Source organism: Actinosynnema mirum DSM 43827 (assembly GCF_000023245.1).
Classification (GTDB): domain Bacteria; phylum Actinomycetota; class Actinomycetes; order Mycobacteriales; family Pseudonocardiaceae; genus Actinosynnema; species Actinosynnema mirum.
Window position 1 is genome coordinate 6,338,476 of sequence record NC_013093.1, and the last position, 22,075, is coordinate 6,360,550.

A 22,075-nucleotide genomic window follows, 5' to 3' on the forward strand; every position below is an offset into this window, starting at 1 on the left:
TTCCACCGGTGCGGCAGACTGGACCGGTGGAACTGACGCCGCGTGCCCTGTTCGGACTCGCCCGCTCGACCGTGGAAACCGCGGTCTCCGTGCCCGGTCGGGTGCTCGGGCTGCTCACCTCGGCCGAGGCCGTGGTGCGCGGGGCGGAGGAGCTGCTCGCGCGCACCCGCGCCGTGCTCGACGAGACCGAGGCGCTGGTCGCGCGCGCCAGTGCCGTCACCGCCAGGGCCGAGGTCGTCACGGTCACCGCCGAGCGGGTCACCGCCACCGCGACCGCCATCACCACCGACGCCGGGTCCGCCGCGCGGACCGCGCGCGAGCTGCTGGAGTCCTACGCCCCGCTGGCGAAGCAGGCCCAACCGCTGGCCAAGCGGTTCGTGGACGACCTCACCGAGCAGGAGATCGACGCCGCCATCGAGCTCGTCGACCAGCTCCCGGTGCTCACCAAGCACCTGCTGGAGGACGTGCTGCCGATGCTCGCCACCCTGGACCGCGTCGGCCCGGACATCCACCAGCTCATGGAGATCGCCGACGACGTGCGCCAGGCCGTGCTCGGCATCCCCGGCTTCACGTTCCTGCGCAAGCGCGGCGAGGACCGGGAGGAGCGCGAGGAGATGGGCTGACCGCCCCCGCGCCGCCCCCGCGCGCCTGCCCCGCAGGACGCCGCTGAGCACTCCGAATGGTCGTTTGACTCGCCGACCCGGTGTTTTATGGTCAGTCGGGCGGGGTCCCACGGCGGTGCTCCGCCCGACGGAGGCGACGCGCATGGCGATGCCAATGAGCGGCCGGGGTTCCCGGTCCCGCGGGTCCGCGCCGTGGTCGTCGGTGCCGCCGGACCTGGCGCGCAGGCTCCAACCGATCGCGGGCGTGCTGGTGCGCGACGCCGTGCAGGAGATCCGGCGCTCCGTCCCCGCCTACGCCCAGCCCCTGGAGGGCAAGTTCCGCGAGGTCCTGGTCGGCTCGGTGGAGACCGCGATCTTCCAGTGCTTCGAGTCGATCGTCGACCCGGACGCGCCGACCGGCGACTGGCAGGCGGTGCTGCGCTACAGCGGCCGGGTCGAGTTCCTCGAAGGCCGCACGATGGACGCGCTGCAGAACGCGGTGCGGGTCGGGGCGCGCGTGGTGTGGCGGCACCTGAGCGAGCACGGGCGCGAGCTGGGGCTGCCCAGCGACGCCCTGTTCGCCGTGGCCGACGCGATCTTCGCCTGGGTGGACGAGCTGTGCCGGGTCGCCGTCGAGGGCTACACGGAGGCGCAGGCCGGGGCGAGCGGCGCGCTGGAGCGCAGGCGCAGGCAGCTGCTCAAGGTGCTGCTGGGCGAGTCGCCCGCGTCGGCCCGGTCGCTGGCGGACCTGGCGGCGTCCACGGACTGGCGGCTGCCGGAGCGGGTCGCGGTGGTGGCGCTGGAGTACCGGGAGGACCAGCACCAGCTGCCGTCGCCCGCGTTCGGCCGGGACGTGCTGCTGGACCTGGAGAGCTCGGAGCCGTGCCTGGTGCTGGGCGGACCGGCCGACCGGCGCGGGCTGGAGGCGGAGCTGCGCGGGCGCCGGGCGGCGGTGGGGCCGGTGGTGCCGCTGGCCGACGCGCGCCGGTCGCTGGGCTGCGCGCGGCGGGCGCTCGGGCTGGTGCGGCGGGGGCTGCTGCCGCAGGCGCGGGTCACCTGGTGCGAGGAGCACCTGGCGGTGCTGGCGCTGCTCGCCGACGAGTTCCTGGTGGAGGCGCTGGTCGGGCGGGCGCTGGAGGTGTTCGCGCACCTGACCGCCAAGCAGCGGCACCGGTTGGAGACGACGCTGCTGGCGTGGCTGGGCACCAGGGGCGGGGTGGTGGAGGTGGCGGCCAGGCTGGGCGTGCACCCGCAGACCGTCCGCTACCGGATGCACCAGGTGGAGCGGCTGCTCGGCGACCGGTTGGACGACCCGGACGAGCGGTTGGCGCTGGAGATGGCGCTGCGGGCGCGGTTGCTGCTGCACGACGCGAAACCGGTCGAGCGGGCGCGCGCCGGGGTGACCGCCCTGCCGTCCCGCGCGAACCCACCGGCGGCGGATCCCGGGGTGCGGAAGCCTCCGGCGGCGAACCCCAAGGCGGTGAACTCCCCGGCGGCGAACCCCAGGACGGCGAATCCCCAACCGGCGCAGGCGATCCGGCCCGCGCGCGGCCCCGCGCCACGTCCGCGCCACCCGGCGCGCTCCCCCGCCGACCCCCGCTGACGCCGCTGCGGGACGGGCGGGTCCCCCCTCCCCCTGCCAGGGGGAACCCGCCCCTCGCGGCGCACCCCCGAAGCCGCCGCCCGAAGCGATCGACCCCCGCCGGGTTGCGGACGCGGGCGATCGGGTACACCCGGCGCATGAAGAGGCGCATCGGCGTGCTCGCCGGGGTCGTGGTCCTGCTGGCCGCCGCCGTCCTGGGCACGCTCACGCTGACGAAGGTCTGGGACCCGTTCGGCACCGACGTCGTCGACCGGTCGCAACCGGCCGTGCTGAAGTCGTTGCGGGACCTGAGCCAGTTCCACGCCGCCGCGGGCGACTACCAGGTGGTGCTCGACATCGAGCAGGACGTCCGGTTCGTGCCGGACGCGCTGGCCGGGCAGCGGACGCTGTTCGTCGCGGCGGGCACGGTCAACGCGTTCGTGGACTTCAGCACCATGGACGAGCGGGCGATGACCGTGTCGCAGGAGAACAAGACGGTCGAGATCGACCTGCCGTCGCCGCAGCTGGACAAGCCGAACCTCCAGCAGGACAAGTGCTACGTGTTCGCGCAGGAGCGCGGGCTGTTCGACCGGCTGGCCTCGCTGGTCCAGGCGCAGGACCAGCAGGCGTTCTACGTGGCGGCCGAGCAGAAGCTGGCCGAGGCCGCGCAGACGTCGGAGCTGCGCAAGCGCGCGGTGGACAGCACGAAGAAGATGCTGACCGGGATGCTCGGGGCGCTCGGCTACCAGGTGAGCTTCCGGGGGTCGGACGACTGACCGGCACGAGCTGACCGGGCGAACCGGCAGGCGCAGGTCGACCAACCGTCGCGGGACGGGTCCTCGGGGCCCGTCCCGCTCTCGTTCTCCCCTGCCGCGCAGCGGTGGCGCGCACCGGTCTTGAGCACCGGTCCCGAGCACCGGTCTTGAGCGACGGCCCCGCGAGCCGACCCCGCGCTCAGTCGAGCGAGGCCGCCGCCTCCCGCACCGCCGCGAGCTCCCGCCGCGCCACCTCCGGGAACCCCAGCCCGTTGTCCGGGTCGATCCACCCGGCGAACGCGGCCCGGAACGCCAGCCCGCCCAGCTCGGCCGCGACCCCGGCGGCCGTCGCGCCCAGCCCGCGCGCCCGCAGCGAGGCGGCGAACGCCTCGGTGAGCGAGGCGATCTTGAGCAGTTCGCGCTCGCGCAGCTCGCTGTGCGCCTGCACGACGGCCTGCCGCTGCCGCGCCCACTCCAGCCGCTCCGGCCCGAAGAACGCGCCCATCGCGTCCAGCGCCAGGCCGATCACCTCGTACGGACCGGCCTCGGCCGGCGCGGCGGCGATCGCGGCGACCAGGGCCTCGTTCAGCAGCTCCTGCCCGTCGAAGAGCACCTCGCGCTTGTCCGCGAAGTGCCGGAAGAACGTGCTCTTGCCCAGCCCCGCGCCCTCGGCGATCCCGGCGGCGGTGGTGCTGTCGTACCCGCGCTCGGCGAACAGCGCGAGCGCCGACCGCTGCAGCCGCTCGCGGGCGTTCGGCTCCCATCTGCCCATGCCCCCATCCTATGCGACAGGACTTGATCCCATCACTGTGCTACGGTCATGAGACTAAGTCCCATCACTGGCGGTGGGGCGGCACGCGGAGGAGTGGGACATGCGGGTTCTCGTCACGGGAGCGTCCGGCTGGATCGGCCGGGCGGTCGTCCCCGAGCTGATCGCGGCCGGCCACGAGGTCACCGGCCTGGCCAGGTCGGACGCGTCGGCGGCGGCCGTGGAGGCGGCGGGCGCGCGGGTGCTGCGCGGCGACCTGACCGACCTGGCGGTGCTGCGCGCGGGCGCCGAGGCGGCGGACGGCGTCGTCCACCTGGCGTTCGTGCACGACTTCACCCGGTTCACCGAGGCCGTCGAGATCGACGCGAAGGCCATCGCGGCGTTCGGCGACGTGCTGGCGGGCACCGGGAAGCCCCTGGTGGTCACGGCGGGCACGCCGTTCGTCGAAGGCCGGTCGTCCACCGAGCACGACGGCCTGGCGCCCACCGGCGCGCCCGGCGACCGGGGCGGGAACGTCGCGCTGGCGCTGGGGCTGGCCGAGCGGGGCGTGCGGGTGTCCGTGCTGCGCCTGCCGAGGTCGGTGCACGGCGAGGGCGACCACGGGTTCCTGGCGATGCTGGTGGCGGCGGCCCGGAGCGCGGGCGTCGCGCTGCACGCGGGTGACGGGTCGCAGCGCTGGCCCGCCGTGCACGTGGCCGACGCGGCCCGGCTGTACCGGGTGGCGCTGGAGCGGGCCGAGGCGGGCGCGGTGCTGCACGCGGTCGGTGACGAGGGCGTGCCGCTGCGCGAGGTGGCGGAGGTCATCGGTCGTCGCCTCGGCGTGCCCGCGACCGGCGGCGACGTCTCGGGGCTGGGCTTCGTCGGCGCGCTGATGGGCGTGGACCAGCCGTCGTCGGCCGCGCTGACCGCCGAGTCCTTCGACTGGCGCCCCACCGGCCCCGGCCTGCTGGCCGACCTGGAGGCGGGGCACTACTTCGCCTGAGCCCACGCGGCCCCGCGCGGTCCTGGCCGCACCCCGTCCCGTGCCTCGCCGTCCCGGACGGCGCCGTCCCGGGCCGCGCTCCCGATCAGCGACAATGTCCCGGTGAGGCGCAAGCAGAGACCGGCCGGGCTGTCCCAGCGGCACGGGTTGGACCCGGCCCGGTTGCGGATGCCGGAGGACGGGCGGTGGGCGACGCTGCGCGACCACCTGGTCGACCGGCTCCCCGTCCCGGCCGAGCGGGTCGACCTGATGCTCGCCGAGGGCCGGGTGCACGACCTGACCGGCCCGGTGGCCCCGAACGCGCCGTTCGTCCCCGGCGGCGCGGTGTGGTTCCACCGGGACCTGCCGGTGGAGGTCCCGGTCCCGTTCGAGATCTCCGTGGTGCACCGCGACGACGCGATCCTGGTCGTGGACAAGCCGCACTTCCTGGCCACGATCCCGCGCGGCAAGCACGTCGTGGAGACCGCGCTGGTCCGCCTGCGCCGCGACCTCGACCTGCCCGCGCTCAGCCCGGCGCACCGGCTGGACCGGGTCACGGCGGGGCTGGTGATGTTCGTGGTCGACCCGGCGCTGCGCGGGCGGTACCAGACGATGTTCGCCGATCGCCTGGTGCGCAAGGAGTACGAGGCGATCGCCCCGGTCCGCGACGACCTGGAGCTGCCGCGCGTGGTGCGCAGCCGGATCGTCAAGGAGAAGGGCGTGATCACCGCCCAGGAGGTGCCGGGGCCGGTGAACGCGGAGACGCGCGTGGAGCTGGCGGAGCGCAGGGGCGACCTCGGCCGCTACCGGCTGCTGCCCACGACCGGGCGCACGCACCAGCTGCGCGTGCACCTGAGCGGGCTCGGCGTGCCGATCGTGGGCGACGACTTCTACCCGGTGCTGCGGGAGAAGCCGCTCGACGACTTCACCGACCCGCTGCAGCTGCTGGCGAAGGTGCTGGAGTTCACCGACCCGGTGACCGGCGAGCACCGCCGGTTCACCAGCTCGTTGGCGCTCGGGGCCTGGAGCTGAGCCCGGCGCGGGCGGGTGGTGCCACACCCGCCCGCGCCGCGCGGACGTCCGACCCGCTCAGCTCAGGTACTTGAGCATCTGGGTGATCTGCGCGGTCCGGGACTGGAACACGCGCTCGGCCAGCTCCTTGGTCTGCTGGTTCGCGCCGTGCTCCCGCACGACCTTGGTGAGGTCGACCGCGTTGTGCTGGTGCGCGATGAGCAGGTTCAGGAAGGCCGTCTCGAACTCGGCGCCGCTCTTGCCCGCGACCTCGGCGATCAGCTCGGGGCTGGTGGAGTGGTCGCCGCCGTGGTCGGCGTGCAGCTGCGGGTCGGTCCCGGCGGACTCCGGCTCGCCCCACTCCTCGAGCCACCCCACCATGCTGTCCACTTCGGACTTCTGGGTGACCGCGATGGCCGAGGCGAGGGTCTTGACCTCCTCGCGGGTGGCGCGGGTCTCGGCCAGCTCCACGAGGTCCTGGCCCTGGCGGTGGTGCTCGATCGCCATCTGGAGGTACATGACGTCGCTGGCGTTGTGGTCGCCGCCCGCGCTCTGCCCGGAGGCGGACCGGCTCGCGGCGTCGGTGGCGGCGGCGGGCGCGGGGCCGGGATCGCCGCCCGACCCGCAGGCGGACAGCAGCAGGGCGCCCGCGAGCAGCGCGACGACGCCGGTGGCGCGCCTGTTCTTGGTGTGCGACATGGGCTTCGTGCTCCTCGAGTGCAGGGGGACGCGCCCCCGGCGCTGGCCGGGGGCGCGGTCACCTGGTGGTCAGAGCCGCTGCCACAGGGCGGGCGTGGCGGAGGGCTCCCAGCCCAGGAGGGTGGTGTGGCCCTGGATGCACTTGTAGGTGGCGCCGCTGTAGGTCACCTGGTCGCCCGTCTTGTAGGGCGTGTTGGGCGCCCACTCGCCGCCGCCCGACGGCGGCTTCTGCGAGGTGGTGGTCGGCTTCGGCGCGCTGGAGGAGCTGCTCGGCGGCTGCGTGGTGGTCGGCGGCTTCTGCGAGGTGGTGGTGGGCTCGGGCTTCGGGTCGGTGCTCCCGCCACCGCCGACCTGCAGGTCGACGCAGTTGTAGAACGCCATGGGCGTGTCGCCGATGTTCCACACGGCGAGCACCTTCTGCTTGCCGGTGCGGCCACCGAGGTCGACCGAGTGGCTCACGGTCGCGCCGGGGATCTTGTTGCCGTCGTTGAACTCGGCGATCTTCTGGCCGCCGATGAAGTACTGCCAGGTGGCGGTGGCGTGCCGCGCGGTCAGGGTCCAGTTGAAGGTGACCTTGCCGCCGACGCTCGTGGTCGGCCAGTTGCGGCTGTCGTCGCTCAGCTCGGAGAACTGGCTCAGACCCGCGTCGCAGCTCGTGAGCCCCTTGGGGCCCTCGACGCTCTGGGGCTCGTACTTGATGTTGCCGCAGGGGATCGCGCCCTGGGCGCAGAAGGCCTGCCTGCTCGGCGGCGACGAGATGTAGCCGTGCGCGCTGGCGCTGCCCGCCGCCAGCACGACGATGAACGGGGTGACGCCCACGCCGGCCAGGACCGCCGCGAGCTTCCGCTTGAATTCCATGGGGTGTCCAGCTCCTCACGAGGGCGCGCTCCACGAGCGCGCCCTTGGCAGGGTTTCGTGCGCGAGTGGGGACGTCCAGGTGTGCCGGACCCGCAGGGTTTGGGTATCGGCGCACCGACAGGAGGGAGACGTCGACCATCGCTTGGTCTAGACCATAAAGCGATATTGTCAAGCGGGTCAAGGTGGTGAACCAACTGGCGTGACGTCACGTAGACCACCACGTGAGGGCCATGCGGCGCAAGGGCGGCACGCCGATCGCGAGCCGCGTCACCAGGGGTGGGACGCGGCGGACGAGGGCGTCGACCACGCGCTGCGACGGCGGTTGGACCCGCCGTGGCCGAATCGATCAGGGCGCGCGGCGGAAATCCGGGCGGCGTTCGACCGGGACGTCGCGCCGGTGTTTCCCGGATAAAGCGGAGACCTTTCCAGAAGGCGCGGAACCGGGAAGGGCGCGGCTCGACCGAGCGCGTTTCCGGCGCCGCGCCGAATTGCGCGGACGGGTCACCCGCTTTCCCGAGGCCCCGGTCGCGGCGGGCGCTTTCCCCGCGCCCGGCGAACCCGCGAGCCGGGCGCGGCGGCACGTCGGCCGCCGCCGCGCCCGGCTCGCGCCCACCACCGGCGCGTCGACGCCGGGGAAACGGGTAATCACGTGGACGTGGAGCACTCGGAACCACAGCGCGCGACCGTCCCGCACTCGGTGACGGCGCACGACGGCACGGCGCTGCCCGCGACCGAGGCGGGCGCGGGGGACGCGCTCCTGCTGTGCTCCGAATGGCCCGACGAGCTGACCGGCCTGGCCGAGCTGCTCGCGCCGCGCCTGCGGGTGATCCGCTGCGCGGTGCGGCCGGAGCACGCCGAGCGGGACGCGGAGGCGGCGCGGGAGCACTTCGCGCTGGACACGATGTCGTTGCTGGGGCACGGTTCCGGCGCGGCGGTGGCGCTGCGCTACGCGCTCGCCAGGCCGGAGCGGGTGGAGGCGCTGGTGTGCGTGCCGGACGGCGAGCCGGAGTTCCCGCCCGGTTGCGCGGACCTGGAGCCGCCGACGCTGCTGGTCGAGGGCGGCGAGCCGACCGAGTGGGCGGAGAAGCTGTCCGACGAGGCGCCGTCGGTGCGCCGGGTGGTGCTGCCGGACGCCGGGAGCCCGCCGTGGACCCGGTCGCCGGGCGCGTTCGGCTGGGCGGTGCTGGCGCACCTGCGCGTGGACTGAGCCCCCGGCGCGGGCCGCGCGTTCCACCGCTCCCCCGCCCTGCGCCCTCGTCCTGGCACAACGCGGGCCCCTCCCCGCACCGGTCGTCCCGGCGCGGGGAGGGGCCCGTCGGCGTCGCCCGTCAGCGGAGGTCCGCCGCCGGGCCGTGGATCAGCAGTACAGGTTGCCGCCGGGCGTGGCGCCCAGCAGCCCGACGAAGCGGTTGTACGCGTTCACCCGGCTCTGGACCTGGCCGGGGTTGCCGCCGTTGCACTCGATCGACCCGTTGATGCTGCGGATCGTCTCGCCGAAGCCGCGCCCGTTGACCATCGCGTTGTGCGGGGTCATGCTGCCGGGACCGGTCTGGGTGTTCCAGTACCAGAGCGCGGTCTTCCAGGCCACGGCCGAGTCGTTCTGCACCAGCCACGGGTTGGTCAGCAGCGGCAGGCCGAGCGCGTCGCCCGCGGCCTTGTAGTTGAAGTTCCAGCTGAGCTGGATCGGGCCGCGGCCGTAGTACGCGGCGTTGCCCGCCGGGCACCCGTACGGCTGGCCGGTGTCGCAGTAGTGCGGGTAGTTCGCGGTGTTCTGCTCCACGATGTGGACCAGCCCGCCGGTCTCGTGGTTGACGTTGGCCAGGAAGGCCGCCGCCTCCTGCTTCTTCACCGTGTCGCTGCCCGTGGTGGCGAAGCCGGGGTACGCGCTGAGCGCCGCCACGAGACCGCTGTAGGAGTAGAAGGAGTTCCGGCCGGGGAACATCGAGTTGAACTGCGACTCGCTGACCACGAACGAACCGGGGTTCGGCGGCTGGTCGCCACCGCCGCCGCAGGTGTGCGGCTTCCAGTACCAGGTGCTGATGACCGGGTCGTAGCCGGGGTTCTCGTGCTCGGCGATGTAGTACTTGCCGTTGGTGTACTTCACGATCGACCCGGCGGCGTACCACTGGCCGGCCACCCAGTTCGGGTGGTTGCAGTTGCCGTTGCCGGGCTGGGTGCCACCGCCGCACCCGCTGTGCGGCTCCCAGTACCAGGTGCTGATCACCGGGTCGTAGCCGGGGTTCTCGTGCTCGGCGATGTAGTACTTGCCATCGGTGTACTTGACGATGGCGCCAGTGGCGTACCACTGGCCCGCGGTCCAGGTCGTCCAAGCGCAGTCGGCCTGGACGGCAGCCGCGGTCTTGGCGCTGGCGGGCTCGGTGCCCGCGGTCGCGGGCACGACGGCCGCGAGAGCCGCCACCACGACGAGGGCGGCGGAGGCCGCCACCGCACGGATTCTCGACACGTGATCACATCTCCCGGTTGGGGCGCTTTGCGTGCCTGACAGTCTCCAGACTCAACCGGATTGGTCTACACCAGTCAAGGCCATCCGGATTCCATTCGACCGGGATGCACCCCTAACTATGAGAGCGCTCCCATGCAGGTGAACCCCTATGCGATCCACTGTGGATGATCAAGTTCGACGGGGGCGGGCAACCCCGGTTCCCACCGGACCACCACCGTTTTCCCGCGCGGGATGACGAGCGGGAGAGCGCTCCCACGAATGCCGGACGGGCAGTCGGGTGAACCGCCGGTTCACCGGGGTCCGCAGCGCGGGCGAACGCGGCGGGCGGCCGGTGGACGCCGGTCCGCCGCACCCGCCCGCCGCGTGATCAGCCGACCCGCAGGAGCGTCTTGCCCACGGTCCGGCGGGCCTCGACCGCGGCGTGGGCGTCGGCCGCCCGCTCGAGCGGGAACCACTGGCCCACAACGGGTGCGAGCGTCCCCTCCGCCGCGTGCCGCAGCGCCTCCCGGAAGGCCGCCCCGATCCGCTCGGGCGTCGGGCGCTCCGGGCGCACCAGCTCGATCCCGCGCCGGGCCGCGTCGTCGGGGTCGACGGCGGCCCACTCGCCGCTCGCCCGGCCGTAGCCGACCATCAGCCCACCCGACCGCAGCACCCCGTACGCCGCCCGCCCCAGCGGTCCGCCCACCACCGACCCCGCCGCCGCCGGGTTCAGCACCGCCGTCCGCCCGTCCGCGATCAGCGCCGCCGCCTCGTCCAGCCCGACCCCGTCCGGCACCACCACCGCCTCCGCCGCGTCCACCACCACCCGCTCGGCGTACCCCCCGCTCCCGCCGGTGCTCACCGCCACCGCCCGCCCCAGCAGCTCCCCGCCGCCCCCTCCCCCACCGCGGTCACCACTCCGGCCACCCCACCACCCGGCACCAGCGGCACCCGAACCGGCCACGGAGCGTTACCAGCCCGTACCTGCGTCTCCACGAACGTGATCGCCGCCCACACCACCTCCACCAGCACCCGCCCCGCACCGGACACCGGGTCGGGAGCCTGCTCCACCCGCAGCACCTCGGGCCCGCCGAACTCCGCCATCCGCACCAACCGCACCGCGCTCCCCTTCCCCCGCCACCGGCTCCCCAACCTGCGACCTGAACCGCACTGGAGGTCAAGCCCGTCCTTGTCCCCGCCCCGAACTGCGCCTACCCTCCCTGGGAGCGCTCCCAGGACCGTGTTCACCCGACGTCAGAGCAGACGGAGGAAGACCGCATGAGACCGCGCACACCCGCCCCCCGGCGTGCGACAGCCATCTCGGCCGCACTGGCCCTCCTGGCGGCAGCGGCCACCGCGCCCCCCGCCACCGCGCAACCGGACCAGCGGGCGACCCCCGATCGGGCGCAGTCACCCAGCGTGACGCAGGCCTACGAGCGGATCGTCAACGGGTCGTTCGCCTCCGGCACCGCCGACCCCTGGTGGGCGGGCTCCGGCGTGACCAACCGGCTCGTCGACGGCGAGCTGTGCGCGCGGGTCCCCGGCGGCACCGCCAACCCGTGGGACGCCCTGATCGGCCAGAACGGCGTCCCGTTCGAGGCGGGCCAGCAGTACGTGCTCGCGTTCACCGCCCGCGCCGACCGCGCGCGCCCGGCCGCCGCCGCGCTCGGCGAGGGCGTCAGCCCGTACCGCCAGATCGCCAAGCACGACGTGCAGCTCACCACCGAGCGCCAGAGCTTCACCTTCACCTTCACCTCGGACCTGGACTTCCCCGACGCGGGCGCGGGCCAGCTGACCTTCCACCTGGGCGCGCTGGCCGAGGAGAGCACGGTCTGCGTGGACGACGTCTCCCTCGTCGGCGGGGTGAAGCCGCCGGGCGGCGAGCCCACCGGCCCGTCGCGCAAGGTCCTCGTCGACCAGGTCGGCTACCTGCCGAAGGGCCCGAAGCGCGCCACCTCGCTGCACCCGTCGACCTCACCGCAGCCGTGGACCCTGACCAGGGGCGGCGCCACCGTCGCGCGGGGCACCACCACCCCCAAGCCCGCCGACGCGGCCTCGGGCGACCCGGTGCACCTGATCGACTTCTCCGCCGTGGAGACCGAGGGCGAGGGCTACGTGCTCACCGTCGGCGAGGAGTCGAGCTTCCCGTTCGACATCGGCGCCTCCCACCTGGGGGACCTGCGCACCGACGCGCTGAAGTTCTTCTACCACCAGCGCAGCGGCACCCCGATCGAGGCCGCCCACGTGGGTGAGACCTACGCCCGCCCGGCCGGTCACGTCGACGTCGCCCCGAACAAGGGCGACGGCGCCGTCGGCTGCCTGGTCGACTGCGGTTACACCCTGGACGTGCGGGGCGGCTGGTACGACGCGGGCGACCACGGCAAGTACGTGGTCAACGGCGGCATCTCGGTCTGGCAGGTGCTCAACTCCTACGAGCGCGCCAAGCTCAAGGGCACCGAGGCGGCGCTCGGCGACGGGAAGCTGAACATCCCGGAGAGCGGCAACGGCGTGCCGGACGTGCTGGACGAGGCCCGCTGGGAGGTCGAGTTCCTGCTCCGGATGCAGGCGCCGGACGGCATGGTCCACCACAAGATCCACGACGTGAACTGGACCGGCCTCCCCCTGCTCCCGCACCAGGACCCGCAGGCCCGCAGGCTGTCCCCGACGAGCACCGCGGCGACCCTGAACACCGCGGCCGTGGCGGCGCAGGCCGCGCGGCTGTGGCGCTCGGTCGACCCGGCGTTCGCCGACCGCGCCCTCGCGGCGGCCGAGCGGGCCTACGCGGCGGCGAAGGCCAACCCGGCCAAGCTCGCCGACCCGAACGACGCCACCGGCGGCGGCGCGTACAACGACAACGACGTCAGCGACGAGTTCTACTGGGCGGCGGCCGAGCTGCTCACCACCACCGGCAAGTCCGGCTACCGCGCCGACGTCACCTCGTCGCCGCACTACAAGGCGGCGGCGCTGAACGGCCGGGGCATCGACTGGGCGTACACCGCGCCGCTGGGCGACGTGACGCTCGCGCTGGTCCCGAACGGCCTGCCCGCCGCCGACGTCGCGGCGACCAGGGCCCGGTTCGCGCAGGTCGCGGACGGGATGCTGGCGCAGGCGGCGGCGCAGAACTACCCGGCCCCCTACGACACGGTGAACTACGACTGGGGCTCGAACGGCCTGGTCGCCAACAACGGCGGCGTGCTCGGCATCGCGTTCGACCTGACCGGTCAGGCGAAGTACCGGGACGGCGCGTTCGAGGCGCTGCACTACCTGCTGGGCCGCAACCCGGTCGGGTACTCGTACGTCACCGGGTACGGGGAGCAGCCGGTGCGGAACGTGCACCACCGGCACTGGGCGAACCAGCTGGACCCGTCGCTGCCGATCGCGCCCCCCGGCGTGCTGTCGGGCGGTCCGAACAGCGCGCTGCAGGACCCGATCGCGGCCAGGCTGCTCCAGGGCTGCGCGCCGCAGAAGTGCTTCGTGGACCACATCGAGGCGTACTCGGTCAACGAGGTCACGGTGAACTGGAACTCGGCGCTGGTGTGGCTGGCCACGTGGGCGGCGGAGGTCGCCGAGGCCCCGCAGCAGCCGGAGGGCGGCTGCTCGGTGTCGTACCAGGCCAACTCGTGGCAGGGCGGCTTCACCGCGAACCTGGTGGTGCGCAACACCGGCGCCACCCCGTGGACGGCCTGGGAGCTGGGCTTCTCGTTCCCCGGCGACCAGCGGATCACCCAGTCCTGGTCGGGCGTGTGGAGCCAGGAGGGCAACCGGGTGCGCGCGACCAACGCGGCCTGGAACGGCGCGGTGCGGCCGGGCGGGTCGGTGACCCTCGGGTTCAACGGCTCGCACGGCGGGACCAACCAGCCGCCCGCGGCCTTCACGGTCAACGGGGCCCGGTGCTCGGCCGGGTAGGACGCGGTTGAGGTGTCCGGCGGGGCCGTCACCGGTCCTGCCGGACACCGTCGCTAGCGGTGCGCGGCCTGACCGACGGGCCGCACCAGGATCTCGTTGACGTCCACGCCCGGCGGCTGCGAGACCGCGTACATCACGGCCCGCCCGACGTCCTCGGGCGCGAGCTTCGGGTCGCCCGCGCGCGAGGCGGGCACGCACCCGGTGTCGGTCAGCCCCGGCTGCACGACGGTGACCCGCACGCCGGTGCCCACGCACTCGGCCCGGAGGCCTTGGGCCAGCCCGGTGACGGCCCACTTGGTGGCCGAGTAGAGGTTCCCCGGTCGCACGCCGCGCCCGGACGCGGAGCCGGTGAGCAGCAGGTGCCCGCGCGAGGCGATCAGGGCGGGCATGGCGGCGCGGGCGGTGAACGCGGGGCCGCACACGTTGGTGACGACCATGTCGGTCCAGGTGTCCGGCGGGTCGCCGTCGTCGGTGGTGAAGGAGGTGTCGACGCTGACCCCGGCGTTGGCGAGCACCACGTCGACCCGCCCCCACTCCGCCAGGACCCACTCGAACAGGCCGGAGACCTGCTCCCAGGAGCGGACGTCGCAGGCGCGGACGCGGACGTCCTCGCCCTCCCGGTGGCGCAGGGCGTCGACGTCGCGCGCGGCGAGCACGACCCGGTAGCCGTCGCGCTCGGCCATGCGCGCGGTTGCCGCACCGATGCCCCGCGTTGCGCCCGTGATCACGAAAACCCCTGATTTCATGGGCGACCACGCTACGGGGTTCGGTATTCCGAAACGTTTTCACCAAAAAGAGTGACTGCGAACAACCCTCTGTACTACTTCCCTCCGTACAAAACGGATGCAAGGTCACCTCAGTGTGACCGGCATCGACTGATTGGGGGATGTCATGGGGAGCGAGCAGTTCAAGCGCCGGGCGGCGCTGGGCCTCGGCGGCGCGGCGGCGGCCACGGTCGCGCTCGGCGGCGTCGCGTCGGCGCAGCCGACGGCGGCGGGCGAGGCGGTCGACTGGGAGTCGCTCATCCCGACCAGCGCGGACCTGTCCCGCCTGAAGATCAACTGGGTCTACCGGGCCCAGACCCTGCTCTCGGGCGGCACCTGGTCCTCGCACATCGCGTTCAGCGACCCGGACGGCACGCTCAAGCCCGCCGTCGAGGACAACGCGGACCGCGTGGTCGAGGCGTACAGCGTCAACAAGATCGCGGTCGCGGTCGCGGTGCTGGACAAGGTCGACCGGGGGCTGCTCACGCTCGACCAGCGGGTCGACGTGACCGAGGCCATCGTCATCCAGGACACCGACGGCATCTTCGGCCTGGACGGCGCGTACCCCAGCTCGGTGACGCTCGGGCACGTCCTGGCGACGCTGCTCACCGTCTCGGACAACACCGCGGTGCGGCTGTGCGGCCTGGTGGTCCCGGCGCTGGAGCTGAACGAGATCCTGCGGTCCAAGGGCTTCACCGCCACCCAGGTGGTGCCGGTGGCGAACCCGAACCGGTTCTTCCTCGGCACGACCACCCCGCGCGAGACGTTCACGCTGCTGCAGAAGCTGGTGCGCGGCGAGCTGCTGTCGGCGGCGTCGACGGCGCACCTGCTGAACGTGCTGCGGTCGCTGACCTCGTTCAACGACGGCGTCCGGGCGCGGCTGACCTCGACCGAGCGGCTGAACGTGGCCACCAAGGCGGGCTGGTTCGACGACGGGCGCAACGAGGCGGGGATCGTGTTCGACGCCCAGGGCAAGCCGATGATCACCTACGCGCTGTTCGCGTCCGGCGCGTTCCGGGGCGACACGGCCTCGCACCTGGAGGACTACGGCGCCACCCACCCGGCCGCGCGTGCCCGCGCGGGCATCGGCCGGGCCATGTACGACTCGGTGCTGCGGGTCACCGCGAACACCTCCAGGGTGTTCCGGTCGCGGAAGCACCAGCCGTACAACGGCGGCTGATCGGGGAGTTCCGCTGTTCCGGCGGACTCGCGCCGTCGATTCAGCGGTGATTCACCACGGCGTCGCCCGGCGGGCGCGGGAGTTCCTCCCGCCGGGCGCGCTCCCAGCCGCCGGGTTTGCGGTTTTCGCAGGTGGAAACCGGTGCGCGGAACACATCGGCGGGAAATTCGGTGATTTCCGGTATCCACCCGGCCCCGTTCGCGCTCCTTGATTCCGCAGGGGGAGTCGACGGGGATCGGGGGATGCCGGATGACCGGGCTTGTGCGCCTGAAGGCTGCTCGACCGGGTGAGTCGGACCCGCCGCTGCGGGTGTCGCGCGAGGTGCAGGGGAATGTGCTGGCCGCGTTCAACAAGGACCACCAGCAGCTCAGGTTCCTGCGGTTCGGGGACGCGCGGCTGGCGCGGACGTGGCTGGCCGGGATGCTCGGCCACGTGTCGGTGACCGCCGACGTCGAGGACTTCAACGAGGCGTTCTCGCTGGGGCGGACGATGTCCGGCGAGGACCCGGCGACGCTGCGGGCGACCTGGGTGAACCTGTCGCTCACCGCGCCGGGCGCGCTGGCCGTGGCCGTCGACCCGATCGCGGTGGAGGCGGACCTGCGCGCGGTCGACCCGCTGCTGGTGGAGGGGGCGCTGGCGCGGGCGGAGGCGAACGGGGACACCGGGGAGTCCGGGCCCGAGGGGTGGGTGTTCGGCGGGGCGGGGAGCGTGGTGCACGCGGTGGTCACGGTGGCCTCGGACACGCGGGAGCGGCTGCGGGCGACGACCAGGCAGCTGGACCTGCTGGACCGGTTGCTGGGGGTGCGGCGCCTGCACGTGCAGGACGGGGAGGTGCTGCCGGGGGCGCTGGCCGGTCACGAGCACTTCGGCTACAAGGACGGGATCTCGCAGCCCGCGGTGCGCGGGTTCCACCGCGAGGACCCGGCCCGGCCGGGGCGCAGGGTGGACCACCCTGGGGCGGTGCTGGTGAACGCGGGCGAGTTCGTGCTCGGGCACCGCACGGAGCGGGAGGTGGAGCCGGTGGTGCCCGCGTGGTTGAGGGACGGGTCGATCCAGGTGGTGCGCAGGCTGAGCCAGGACGTGGCCGGGTGGCGGGCGGCGGTGGAGGCGCACGCGCGGGCGATGGCGCCGGAGGTCGAGCCGGAGCGGATGGGGGCGCTGCTGGTGGGCAGGAAGCTGGACGGAACCCCGCTGGCGAGGCCGACCGAGCCGGTGGAGAACGACTTCGACTACGCCGACGACCCGCTGGGCACGACGACCCCGTGCACGTCCCACATCCGCAAGACGAACCCGCGCTCGTTCACGGACCCGTCCCCGAGGACGCACCGGATCATGCGCAGGGGGATTCCGTTCGGCCCGCCGCACGACGCGGAGCCGGGGGCGGAGCGGGGGTTGGTGTTCGTGGCGCACTGCACGTCGCTGGCGGAGCAGTTCGAGTTCCAGCAGCGGGCGTGGGCGAACGACCCGACGTCCGCAGGCGGGGCGCCGGAGGCCCCGACCGGGACGGACCCGGTGATCGGGGTCGAGGGCGGGGGGACGGTGGAGGCGGGAGGGAGCCGGGGAGAGCTGGGCTTCCGACGTTTCGTGCGCACCACGGGCGCGGTGTACGCCCTGGTGCCGTCGGTGAGCGCGCTGAGGCTGCTGGCAGCGGGCAGGACACTGCCCCGCTAGCGCCGGGGGGAGAGCGCGCTCCCCGGTGGGCCGGTCGTGACCGCCGTCCACGATCGGCCCACCGGTGGACTTGGGGGGGTGGGGGTTGGCCGCCGGGGCGGGGCCCTCAGCACCACTTGGTTGAACGGACCGTTCAACCGGAGCGGACACCACTGCTGTCACATACCGCCGCACCTCTAGCCACCCACCACCAGCTGCGGCACCACCAACCGCCGCACTGCCGCACCGCACCGCACCGCCGCCACCTTCAGGTGTCTGAGGCTCGGTTGAACGGTCCGTTCAACGAGGGGTGAACGGACCGTTCAACCAACTCCCCCACCCCACCGCCACGGCACCAGCACCAGCACACCCACACCCACAGGCACAGGCACAGGCACAGGCACAGGCACAGGCACAGGCATGGCACTGGCACGGGCACGGGCACGGGCACGGCACGGGCACGGGCACGGGCACGGCACGGGCACGGCACGGGCACGGGCACGGCACGGGCAACTGCCCAAGCCCTCGGTTGAACGGACCGTTCAACGAGGGGTGAACGGACCGTTCAACCGACTGGCCCGCCCTGCTTACCCGCAACCTTTCGACAACGCAGCCCCCACAACCGCGCCACCGCTCTCACCAGCGGCAAAGAGCCCGGTTGAACGGACCGTTCAACGAGGGGTGAACGGTCCGTTCAACCGAGCAGGCACCGAAACCAGTGCACCCTCCTGTCCCCGCGCCCAGCCCCACCCCTCACCTGCAACCCCAACCCCCAACCCCCAACCACCCCCGAACCACCCCGCACCCCCCACTTTTCGCCACCGCGCCGCGCCAAGCTCTTGTCTTCCCGCCCAACCGGGCTAGTCTCGCCCAACCACTACCCCGGAGGAGGCCGCCTTGGCGTTGCGGCAGGTCACGCTGGCCGAGGTGGCCAGGCACGCGGGGGTCTCGCTGGCGACCGCCTCGCGCGTGCTCAACGGCAGCACCCGGCAGGTCAGCGACGAGCTCAGGGACAAGGTCGTCGGCAGCGCCGAGCAGCTCGGCTACCTGCCGAACGCCGCCGCGCAGGCGCTCGCCCGCAACAGCAGCGTGCTGGTGGGCCTGGTGGTGCACGACATCGCCGACCCCTACTTCTCCAGCATCGCGGCCGGTGTGACGAGGGTCGCCGAGGAAGCTGGCATGGTGCTCGTGCTGGGCACCACGAACCGCGACCCGGCGCGCGAGGTCGAGCTGGTCAACACGCTCCGCGCGCACCGCGCCCGCGCCCTGGTGATCGCGGGCAGCCGCACCACCGACCGGGCGTCGACGGCGCGCCTCGCCGAGGAGGTCGCCGCGTTCACGGCGCAGGGCGGCCGGGTGGCGTGCATCTCCCAGGCCAAGCTGGGCGCCGACACGGTCGTGCCCGGCAACCGGGCGGGCGCCCGCGCGCTCGCCAAGGAGCTGGCCGCGCTCGGGCACCGGAGGTTCGCCGTGCTCTCCGGCCCGAACGACCTGGTCGTGGCCCGCGACCGCCTCTCCGGCTTCCGCCAGGGCCTGGCCGACGCGGGCCTGGAGCTGCCCGGCCAGGCGGTCTTCCCCAGCGAGTTCACCAGGGACGGCGGGCACCGCGCGGTGACCGACCTGCTGGCCGCCAAGACCGGCGCGACCTGCGTGTTCGCCGTCAACGACGTCATGGCGACCGGGGCGGTCGCGGCACTGCGCGAGCGCGGGCTGGACGTGCCCGGCGACGTGTCCGTCGCGGGCTTCGACGACATCCCGACGCTGCGCGACCTCCAGCCCCCGCTGAGCACCGTGCGGCTGCCGCTGGAGCAGATGGGCGAGCGGGCCGCGCGCTTGGTCCTGGACGAGGTCGGGGGCCCGCCACGCACGGTGCGCGTCGCAGGTGAGGTGGTGCTCCGGGCCAGCACGGCTCGACCTGCGGGAACCGGACTGCGCTGAGCGACGTTCACAACCTAAAATGGAGACCCGCAAGGGTCCCCGTGACGAGGAGTGATCTACCCAGTGCTCGACGAGCAACCGTGCAGTACTGAGCCGGGCCCCACACCCGGCTACCCGTCCCACCCGGTCCCCCCAGGGGGTGACCGGTGACTGGAATCCTGCTGAGCGTGCTCGGCCTGCTGGCCGTCGTGGCGCTGACCGCGGGCACGTTCATCGCGGTCGCGGCGGAGTTCTCGCTGACCGCGCTGGAGCGGAGCACAGTCGAATCGCACGTCGCCCACGTGGGCGACGCCAAGGCCAAGGCCGTCGACAAGGCCCACCGGTCCCTGTCGTTCCAGCTCTCCGGAGCCCAGCTGGCCATCACGTTCACCACCCTGATCACCGGCTACATCGCCGAACCGGCCATCGCGCAGCTGCTGTCGCCGGGTCTGACGGCGGTGGGGGTCCCCACGTCCGTCGCGGCCCCGATCTCGCTGGCCATCGCGCTGGCGCTGGCCACGACGCTGTCGATGGTGTTCGGCGAGCTGGTCCCGAAGAACCTGGCGATCTCCAGACCGCTGGAGACGGCGCGCGCCGTCGCGGGGTTGCAGGCCGGGTTCTCGTCGGTCTTCCGCTGGTTGATCAACGGCATGAACGGCGCGGCGAACTGGATGGTGCGCAGGCTCGGCGTCGAGCCCGCGGAGGAGCTGGCCTCGGCCCGCTCGCCGCAGGAGCTGGGCGCGCTGGTCCGCTCCAGCGCCGAGCACGGCACGATCGACGAGGGCACGGCCGCCCTGCTGGGCCGGTCGCTGCGCTTCGGCGACCGCACGGCGGGCGAGCTGATGACCCCGCGCGTGCGGGTGGAGTCGCTGCGCGCCGACGCGACCGTGCTCGACCTGGTCGCCAAGGCCCGCGAGACGGGCAAGTCCCGCTTCCCGGTGCACTCGGGCGACCTGGACGAGGTGCGCGGCATCGTGCACGTCAAGCAGGCGTTCAGCGTGCCGCGCGAGCGCCGGGCGACCACGCCGCTGTCGGCGCTGACCAGGCCGGTGCAGACGGTGCCGGAGACCCTGGAGGGCGACGCGCTGCTGGACCGGCTGCGCGCGTCCGGGTTGCAGACCGCGCTGGTCGTCGACGAGTACGGCGGCACGGCCGGGCTGGTCACCCTGGAGGACGTGGTGGAGGAGATCGTCGGCGACGTGCGCGACGAGCACGACCGCCGCGAGTCCGCGCCGGTGCGCGCGCTGGGCGGGGACAGCTGGATGGTCTCCGGTCTGCTGCGCGACGACGAGGTGGCCGAGGCGACCGGGTTCCGGATGCCCGAGGGCGACTACGAGACCCTCGCGGGGCTGGTGCTGTCCGAGCTGGGGCGCATCCCGGACGTCGGTGACGAGGTTCACCTGGACGGGTGGCGGATCACCGTGATGCAGATGGAGAAGCACCGGGTGGCCGAGCTGCGGGTGGCCAAGGTCGAGTCGGCCGAGACGGGGGTGTCCCGGTGAGCGACGGCTGGCTGCTGGTCATGACGTTCGTCCTGCTCGGGTGCAACGCGTTCTTCGTCGGCGCGGAGTTCGCGCTGATCAGCGCCCGTCGGGACCGGTTGGAGAGCATGGTGGAGCGCGGGGTGGCCCGCGCCGCGCTGGTGATCAAGGCCAGTCGCGAGGTGTCGCTGATGCTGGCGGGCGCGCAGCTGGGCATCACGATCTGCTCGCTGCTGCTGGGCCGCCTCGGCGAGCCCGCGGTGGCGCACCTGATCGAGGGCGCGCTGCACCCGCTGTCGATCCCGCCGGTGGTGCTGCACGGGGTGTCGTTCGCGATCGCCATGATGCTGGTGGTGGTGGCGCACATCCTGCTGGGCGAGATGGTGCCGAAGAACCTGGCTATCGCGAACCCGGAGCGGCTGGCGATCTGGCTGGTGCCGGTGCACGTGGCGTTCATCAAGGTCGTCCGGCCGTTCATCAGCCTGTTCAACATCGCGGCCAACGGGGTGCTGAGGTTGATGAAGGTGGAGCCGAAGGACGAGCTGGAGTCGGCGTACACCTCGGACGAGCTGTCGCTGCTGATCTCGCAGTCGCGGCAGGAGGGGTTGCTGGAGGACTCCGAGCACCGGAGGTTGGCGCAGACGCTGTCGTCGGCGGAGCGGACGGTGGCGGACGTGCTGGTGCCGCTGGACCGGGTGACGTCGCTGTCGGCGCGGCCGACGATGGCCGAGATCGAGTCGGCGGTGGCGGAGACCGGGTTCTCCCGGTTCCCGGTGCGGTCGACCGATGACCTGGTCGGGTACCTGCACGTGAAGGACGTGCTGGACCTGGCCGAGGCCGGTGAGGGCGCGACTGTTCCTTCGGGGCGGGTGCGCGGGTTGCCGGAGGTGCCGGTGGGCGCGCGGTTGGACGAGGCGCTGGCGTCGCTGCGGCGCTCGCAGAGCCACCTGGCGAAGGCCGTCGGGCCGGACGGCGCAACCCGTGGCGTCGTGGCCCTGGAGGACCTGGTGGAGGAGTACGTGGGAACCGTCCGCGACGGGACGCACGTGCGCCGCGAGGTGTGATCGTGGACTGACGACCGCTCAGCGGTCCGGTCCGAGGTCGAGTGCCCGTCCCGCTGCTGCGGGGCGGGCACTCGCTCGTTCTGGGCTGGCCACCGTGAGAGGCAGCGCCATCACGACGCAGACAGGTGAACGGACCACTCACCCGAGCCCGATGAACGGACCGCTCACCTGAGCCCGATGAACGGACCGCTCACCTGGGACTGATGAATGGGCCGTTCACTCGATCAAGGCGAGCAGACAGTTGGCTTGGCCTGGCGAACGGTCCGTTCACCGGGTCTTGGGGAGGGAACGAACGGACCGTTCACCGGGTCCGGAGGAGATGAACGGACCGTTCGCCCGTCCCGGCCAACGGCCCATCCGGTGGGGTTTTGAGGCTTGTGGGTGCTCGCCCGGTCGGGCATTGGGGGTCCCGTTGGACGAAGTACCGTGTTCG

At 73.3% G+C, this 22,075-nt stretch carries 19 protein-coding genes; 12 read left to right on the top strand and 7 right to left on the bottom strand.

Annotated elements, in window-relative coordinates; genetic code table 11:
- Positions 1–26: 26 nt before the first annotated feature.
- From AMIR_RS26405 to AMIR_RS26415, 3 genes are all read left to right on the top strand, one after another.
- Positions 27–623 carry a hypothetical protein gene (locus tag AMIR_RS26405; protein WP_015804032.1) on the top strand — a complete coding sequence of 199 codons (597 nt, stop codon included), beginning with the start codon at positions 27–29 and terminating at the stop codon, positions 621–623.
- Between the two features lie 142 nt (positions 624–765).
- Complete coding sequence (locus AMIR_RS26410; protein WP_015804033.1) at positions 766–2,205, top strand: PucR family transcriptional regulator; 1,440 nt, start codon at positions 766–768, stop codon at positions 2,203–2,205.
- A 137-nt stretch (positions 2,206–2,342) separates the two neighbouring features.
- On the top strand, positions 2,343–2,960 hold the full coding sequence (locus AMIR_RS26415; RefSeq protein WP_015804034.1) for a DUF4230 domain-containing protein: 618 nt from the start codon (positions 2,343–2,345) through the stop codon (positions 2,958–2,960).
- A gap of 178 nt (positions 2,961–3,138) precedes the next feature.
- On the opposite strand, the gene AMIR_RS26420 is transcribed toward AMIR_RS26415, so the two are convergent.
- Positions 3,139–3,711, bottom strand: a complete 573-nt coding sequence (locus tag AMIR_RS26420) for a TetR/AcrR family transcriptional regulator (protein WP_015804035.1) — start codon at positions 3,709–3,711, stop codon at positions 3,139–3,141.
- Positions 3,712–3,811: 100 nt separating this feature from the next.
- On the opposite strand from AMIR_RS26420, the gene AMIR_RS26425 reads away from it, so the two are divergent.
- Both AMIR_RS26425 and AMIR_RS26430 read left to right on the top strand, forming a co-directional pair.
- Complete coding sequence (locus AMIR_RS26425) at positions 3,812–4,690, top strand: SDR family oxidoreductase (RefSeq protein WP_015804036.1); 879 nt, start codon at positions 3,812–3,814, stop codon at positions 4,688–4,690.
- A 102-nt stretch (positions 4,691–4,792) separates the two neighbouring features.
- On the top strand, positions 4,793–5,701 hold the full coding sequence (locus AMIR_RS26430) for an RluA family pseudouridine synthase (RefSeq protein WP_015804037.1): 909 nt from the start codon (positions 4,793–4,795) through the stop codon (positions 5,699–5,701).
- A 57-nt stretch (positions 5,702–5,758) separates the two neighbouring features.
- On the opposite strand, the gene AMIR_RS26435 is transcribed toward AMIR_RS26430, so the two are convergent.
- Both AMIR_RS26435 and AMIR_RS26440 read right to left on the bottom strand, forming a co-directional pair.
- A complete protein-coding gene (locus AMIR_RS26435) occupies positions 5,759–6,379 on the bottom strand; it encodes a DUF305 domain-containing protein (protein ID WP_015804038.1) in 621 nt (206 codons plus the stop codon).
- 69 nt (positions 6,380–6,448) lie between these two features.
- A complete protein-coding gene (locus AMIR_RS26440; protein WP_015804039.1) occupies positions 6,449–7,237 on the bottom strand; it encodes a lytic polysaccharide monooxygenase in 789 nt (262 codons plus the stop codon).
- A 655-nt stretch (positions 7,238–7,892) separates the two neighbouring features.
- Here AMIR_RS26440 and AMIR_RS36255 point away from each other — a divergent pair.
- Positions 7,893–8,444, top strand: a complete 552-nt coding sequence (locus tag AMIR_RS36255) for an alpha/beta fold hydrolase (RefSeq protein WP_143760902.1) — start codon at positions 7,893–7,895, stop codon at positions 8,442–8,444.
- Positions 8,445–8,594: 150 nt separating this feature from the next.
- On the opposite strand, the gene AMIR_RS26450 is transcribed toward AMIR_RS36255, so the two are convergent.
- The 3 genes from AMIR_RS26450 to AMIR_RS43100 form a co-directional block, all read right to left on the bottom strand.
- On the bottom strand, positions 8,595–9,701 hold the full coding sequence (locus AMIR_RS26450) for a glycoside hydrolase family 19 protein (RefSeq protein ID WP_015804041.1): 1,107 nt from the start codon (positions 9,699–9,701) through the stop codon (positions 8,595–8,597).
- A 367-nt stretch (positions 9,702–10,068) separates the two neighbouring features.
- Positions 10,069–10,542, bottom strand: a complete 474-nt coding sequence (locus AMIR_RS43095; RefSeq protein WP_015804042.1) for a zinc-binding dehydrogenase — start codon at positions 10,540–10,542, stop codon at positions 10,069–10,071.
- Positions 10,539–10,799 (bottom strand): alcohol dehydrogenase catalytic domain-containing protein, encoded by a 261-nt coding sequence (locus AMIR_RS43100; RefSeq protein ID WP_049796976.1) that lies wholly within the window; start codon positions 10,797–10,799, stop codon positions 10,539–10,541. Before AMIR_RS43100 ends, AMIR_RS43095 begins: the two co-directional genes overlap by 4 nt.
- 300 nt (positions 10,800–11,099) lie before the next feature.
- On the opposite strand from AMIR_RS43100, the gene AMIR_RS26460 reads away from it, so the two are divergent.
- Positions 11,100–13,586 carry a glycoside hydrolase family 9 protein gene (locus tag AMIR_RS26460; RefSeq protein WP_245554550.1) on the top strand — a complete coding sequence of 829 codons (2,487 nt, stop codon included), beginning with the start codon at positions 11,100–11,102 and terminating at the stop codon, positions 13,584–13,586.
- Between the two features lie 53 nt (positions 13,587–13,639).
- On the opposite strand, the gene AMIR_RS26465 is transcribed toward AMIR_RS26460, so the two are convergent.
- On the bottom strand, positions 13,640–14,332 hold the full coding sequence (locus AMIR_RS26465) for an SDR family oxidoreductase (protein WP_041837040.1): 693 nt from the start codon (positions 14,330–14,332) through the stop codon (positions 13,640–13,642).
- Positions 14,333–14,477: 145 nt separating this feature from the next.
- Between AMIR_RS26465 and AMIR_RS26470 the strand changes: the two genes are divergently transcribed.
- The 5 genes from AMIR_RS26470 to AMIR_RS26490 all read left to right on the top strand — a co-directional run bounded on the left by AMIR_RS26470 (position 14,478) and on the right by AMIR_RS26490 (position 21,642).
- Complete coding sequence (locus AMIR_RS26470; protein WP_015804046.1) at positions 14,478–15,530, top strand: serine hydrolase; 1,053 nt, start codon at positions 14,478–14,480, stop codon at positions 15,528–15,530.
- Between the two features lie 249 nt (positions 15,531–15,779).
- A complete protein-coding gene (locus AMIR_RS26475; RefSeq protein WP_015804047.1) occupies positions 15,780–17,201 on the top strand; it encodes a Dyp-type peroxidase in 1,422 nt (473 codons plus the stop codon).
- A gap of 876 nt (positions 17,202–18,077) precedes the next feature.
- Positions 18,078–19,118: a LacI family DNA-binding transcriptional regulator gene (locus tag AMIR_RS26480; RefSeq protein ID WP_015804048.1), complete on the top strand. Its 1,041-nt coding sequence runs from the start codon at positions 18,078–18,080 to the stop codon at positions 19,116–19,118.
- 146 nt (positions 19,119–19,264) lie between these two features.
- Positions 19,265–20,599, top strand: coding sequence for a hemolysin family protein (locus AMIR_RS26485; protein ID WP_015804049.1), 1,335 nt, complete (start codon positions 19,265–19,267; stop codon positions 20,597–20,599).
- Complete coding sequence (locus AMIR_RS26490) at positions 20,596–21,642, top strand: hemolysin family protein (RefSeq protein ID WP_015804050.1); 1,047 nt, start codon at positions 20,596–20,598, stop codon at positions 21,640–21,642. Before AMIR_RS26485 ends, AMIR_RS26490 begins: the two co-directional genes overlap by 4 nt.
- Positions 21,643–22,075: the final 433 nt, after the last annotated feature.

Bases quoted from the DNA above. Each gene is read 5' to 3' on its own strand.
- AMIR_RS26420 (WP_015804035.1), bottom strand. From the start codon at position 3,711: ATGGGCAGATGGGAGCCGAACGCCCGCGAGCGGCTGCAGCGGTCGGCG.
- AMIR_RS26425 (WP_015804036.1), top strand. From the start codon at position 3,812: ATGCGGGTTCTCGTCACGGGAGCGTCCGGCTGGATCGGCCGGGCGGTC.
- AMIR_RS26415 (WP_015804034.1), top strand. From the start codon at position 2,343: ATGAAGAGGCGCATCGGCGTGCTCGCCGGGGTCGTGGTCCTGCTGGCC.
- AMIR_RS26435 (WP_015804038.1), bottom strand. From the start codon at position 6,379: ATGTCGCACACCAAGAACAGGCGCGCCACCGGCGTCGTCGCGCTGCTC.
- AMIR_RS26470 (WP_015804046.1), top strand. From the start codon at position 14,478: ATGGGGAGCGAGCAGTTCAAGCGCCGGGCGGCGCTGGGCCTCGGCGGC.
- AMIR_RS26475 (WP_015804047.1), top strand. From the start codon at position 15,780: ATGACCGGGCTTGTGCGCCTGAAGGCTGCTCGACCGGGTGAGTCGGAC.
- AMIR_RS26410 (WP_015804033.1), top strand. From the start codon at position 766: ATGGCGATGCCAATGAGCGGCCGGGGTTCCCGGTCCCGCGGGTCCGCG.
- AMIR_RS26440 (WP_015804039.1), bottom strand. From the start codon at position 7,237: ATGGAATTCAAGCGGAAGCTCGCGGCGGTCCTGGCCGGCGTGGGCGTC.
- AMIR_RS26465 (WP_041837040.1), bottom strand. From the start codon at position 14,332: ATGAAATCAGGGGTTTTCGTGATCACGGGCGCAACGCGGGGCATCGGT.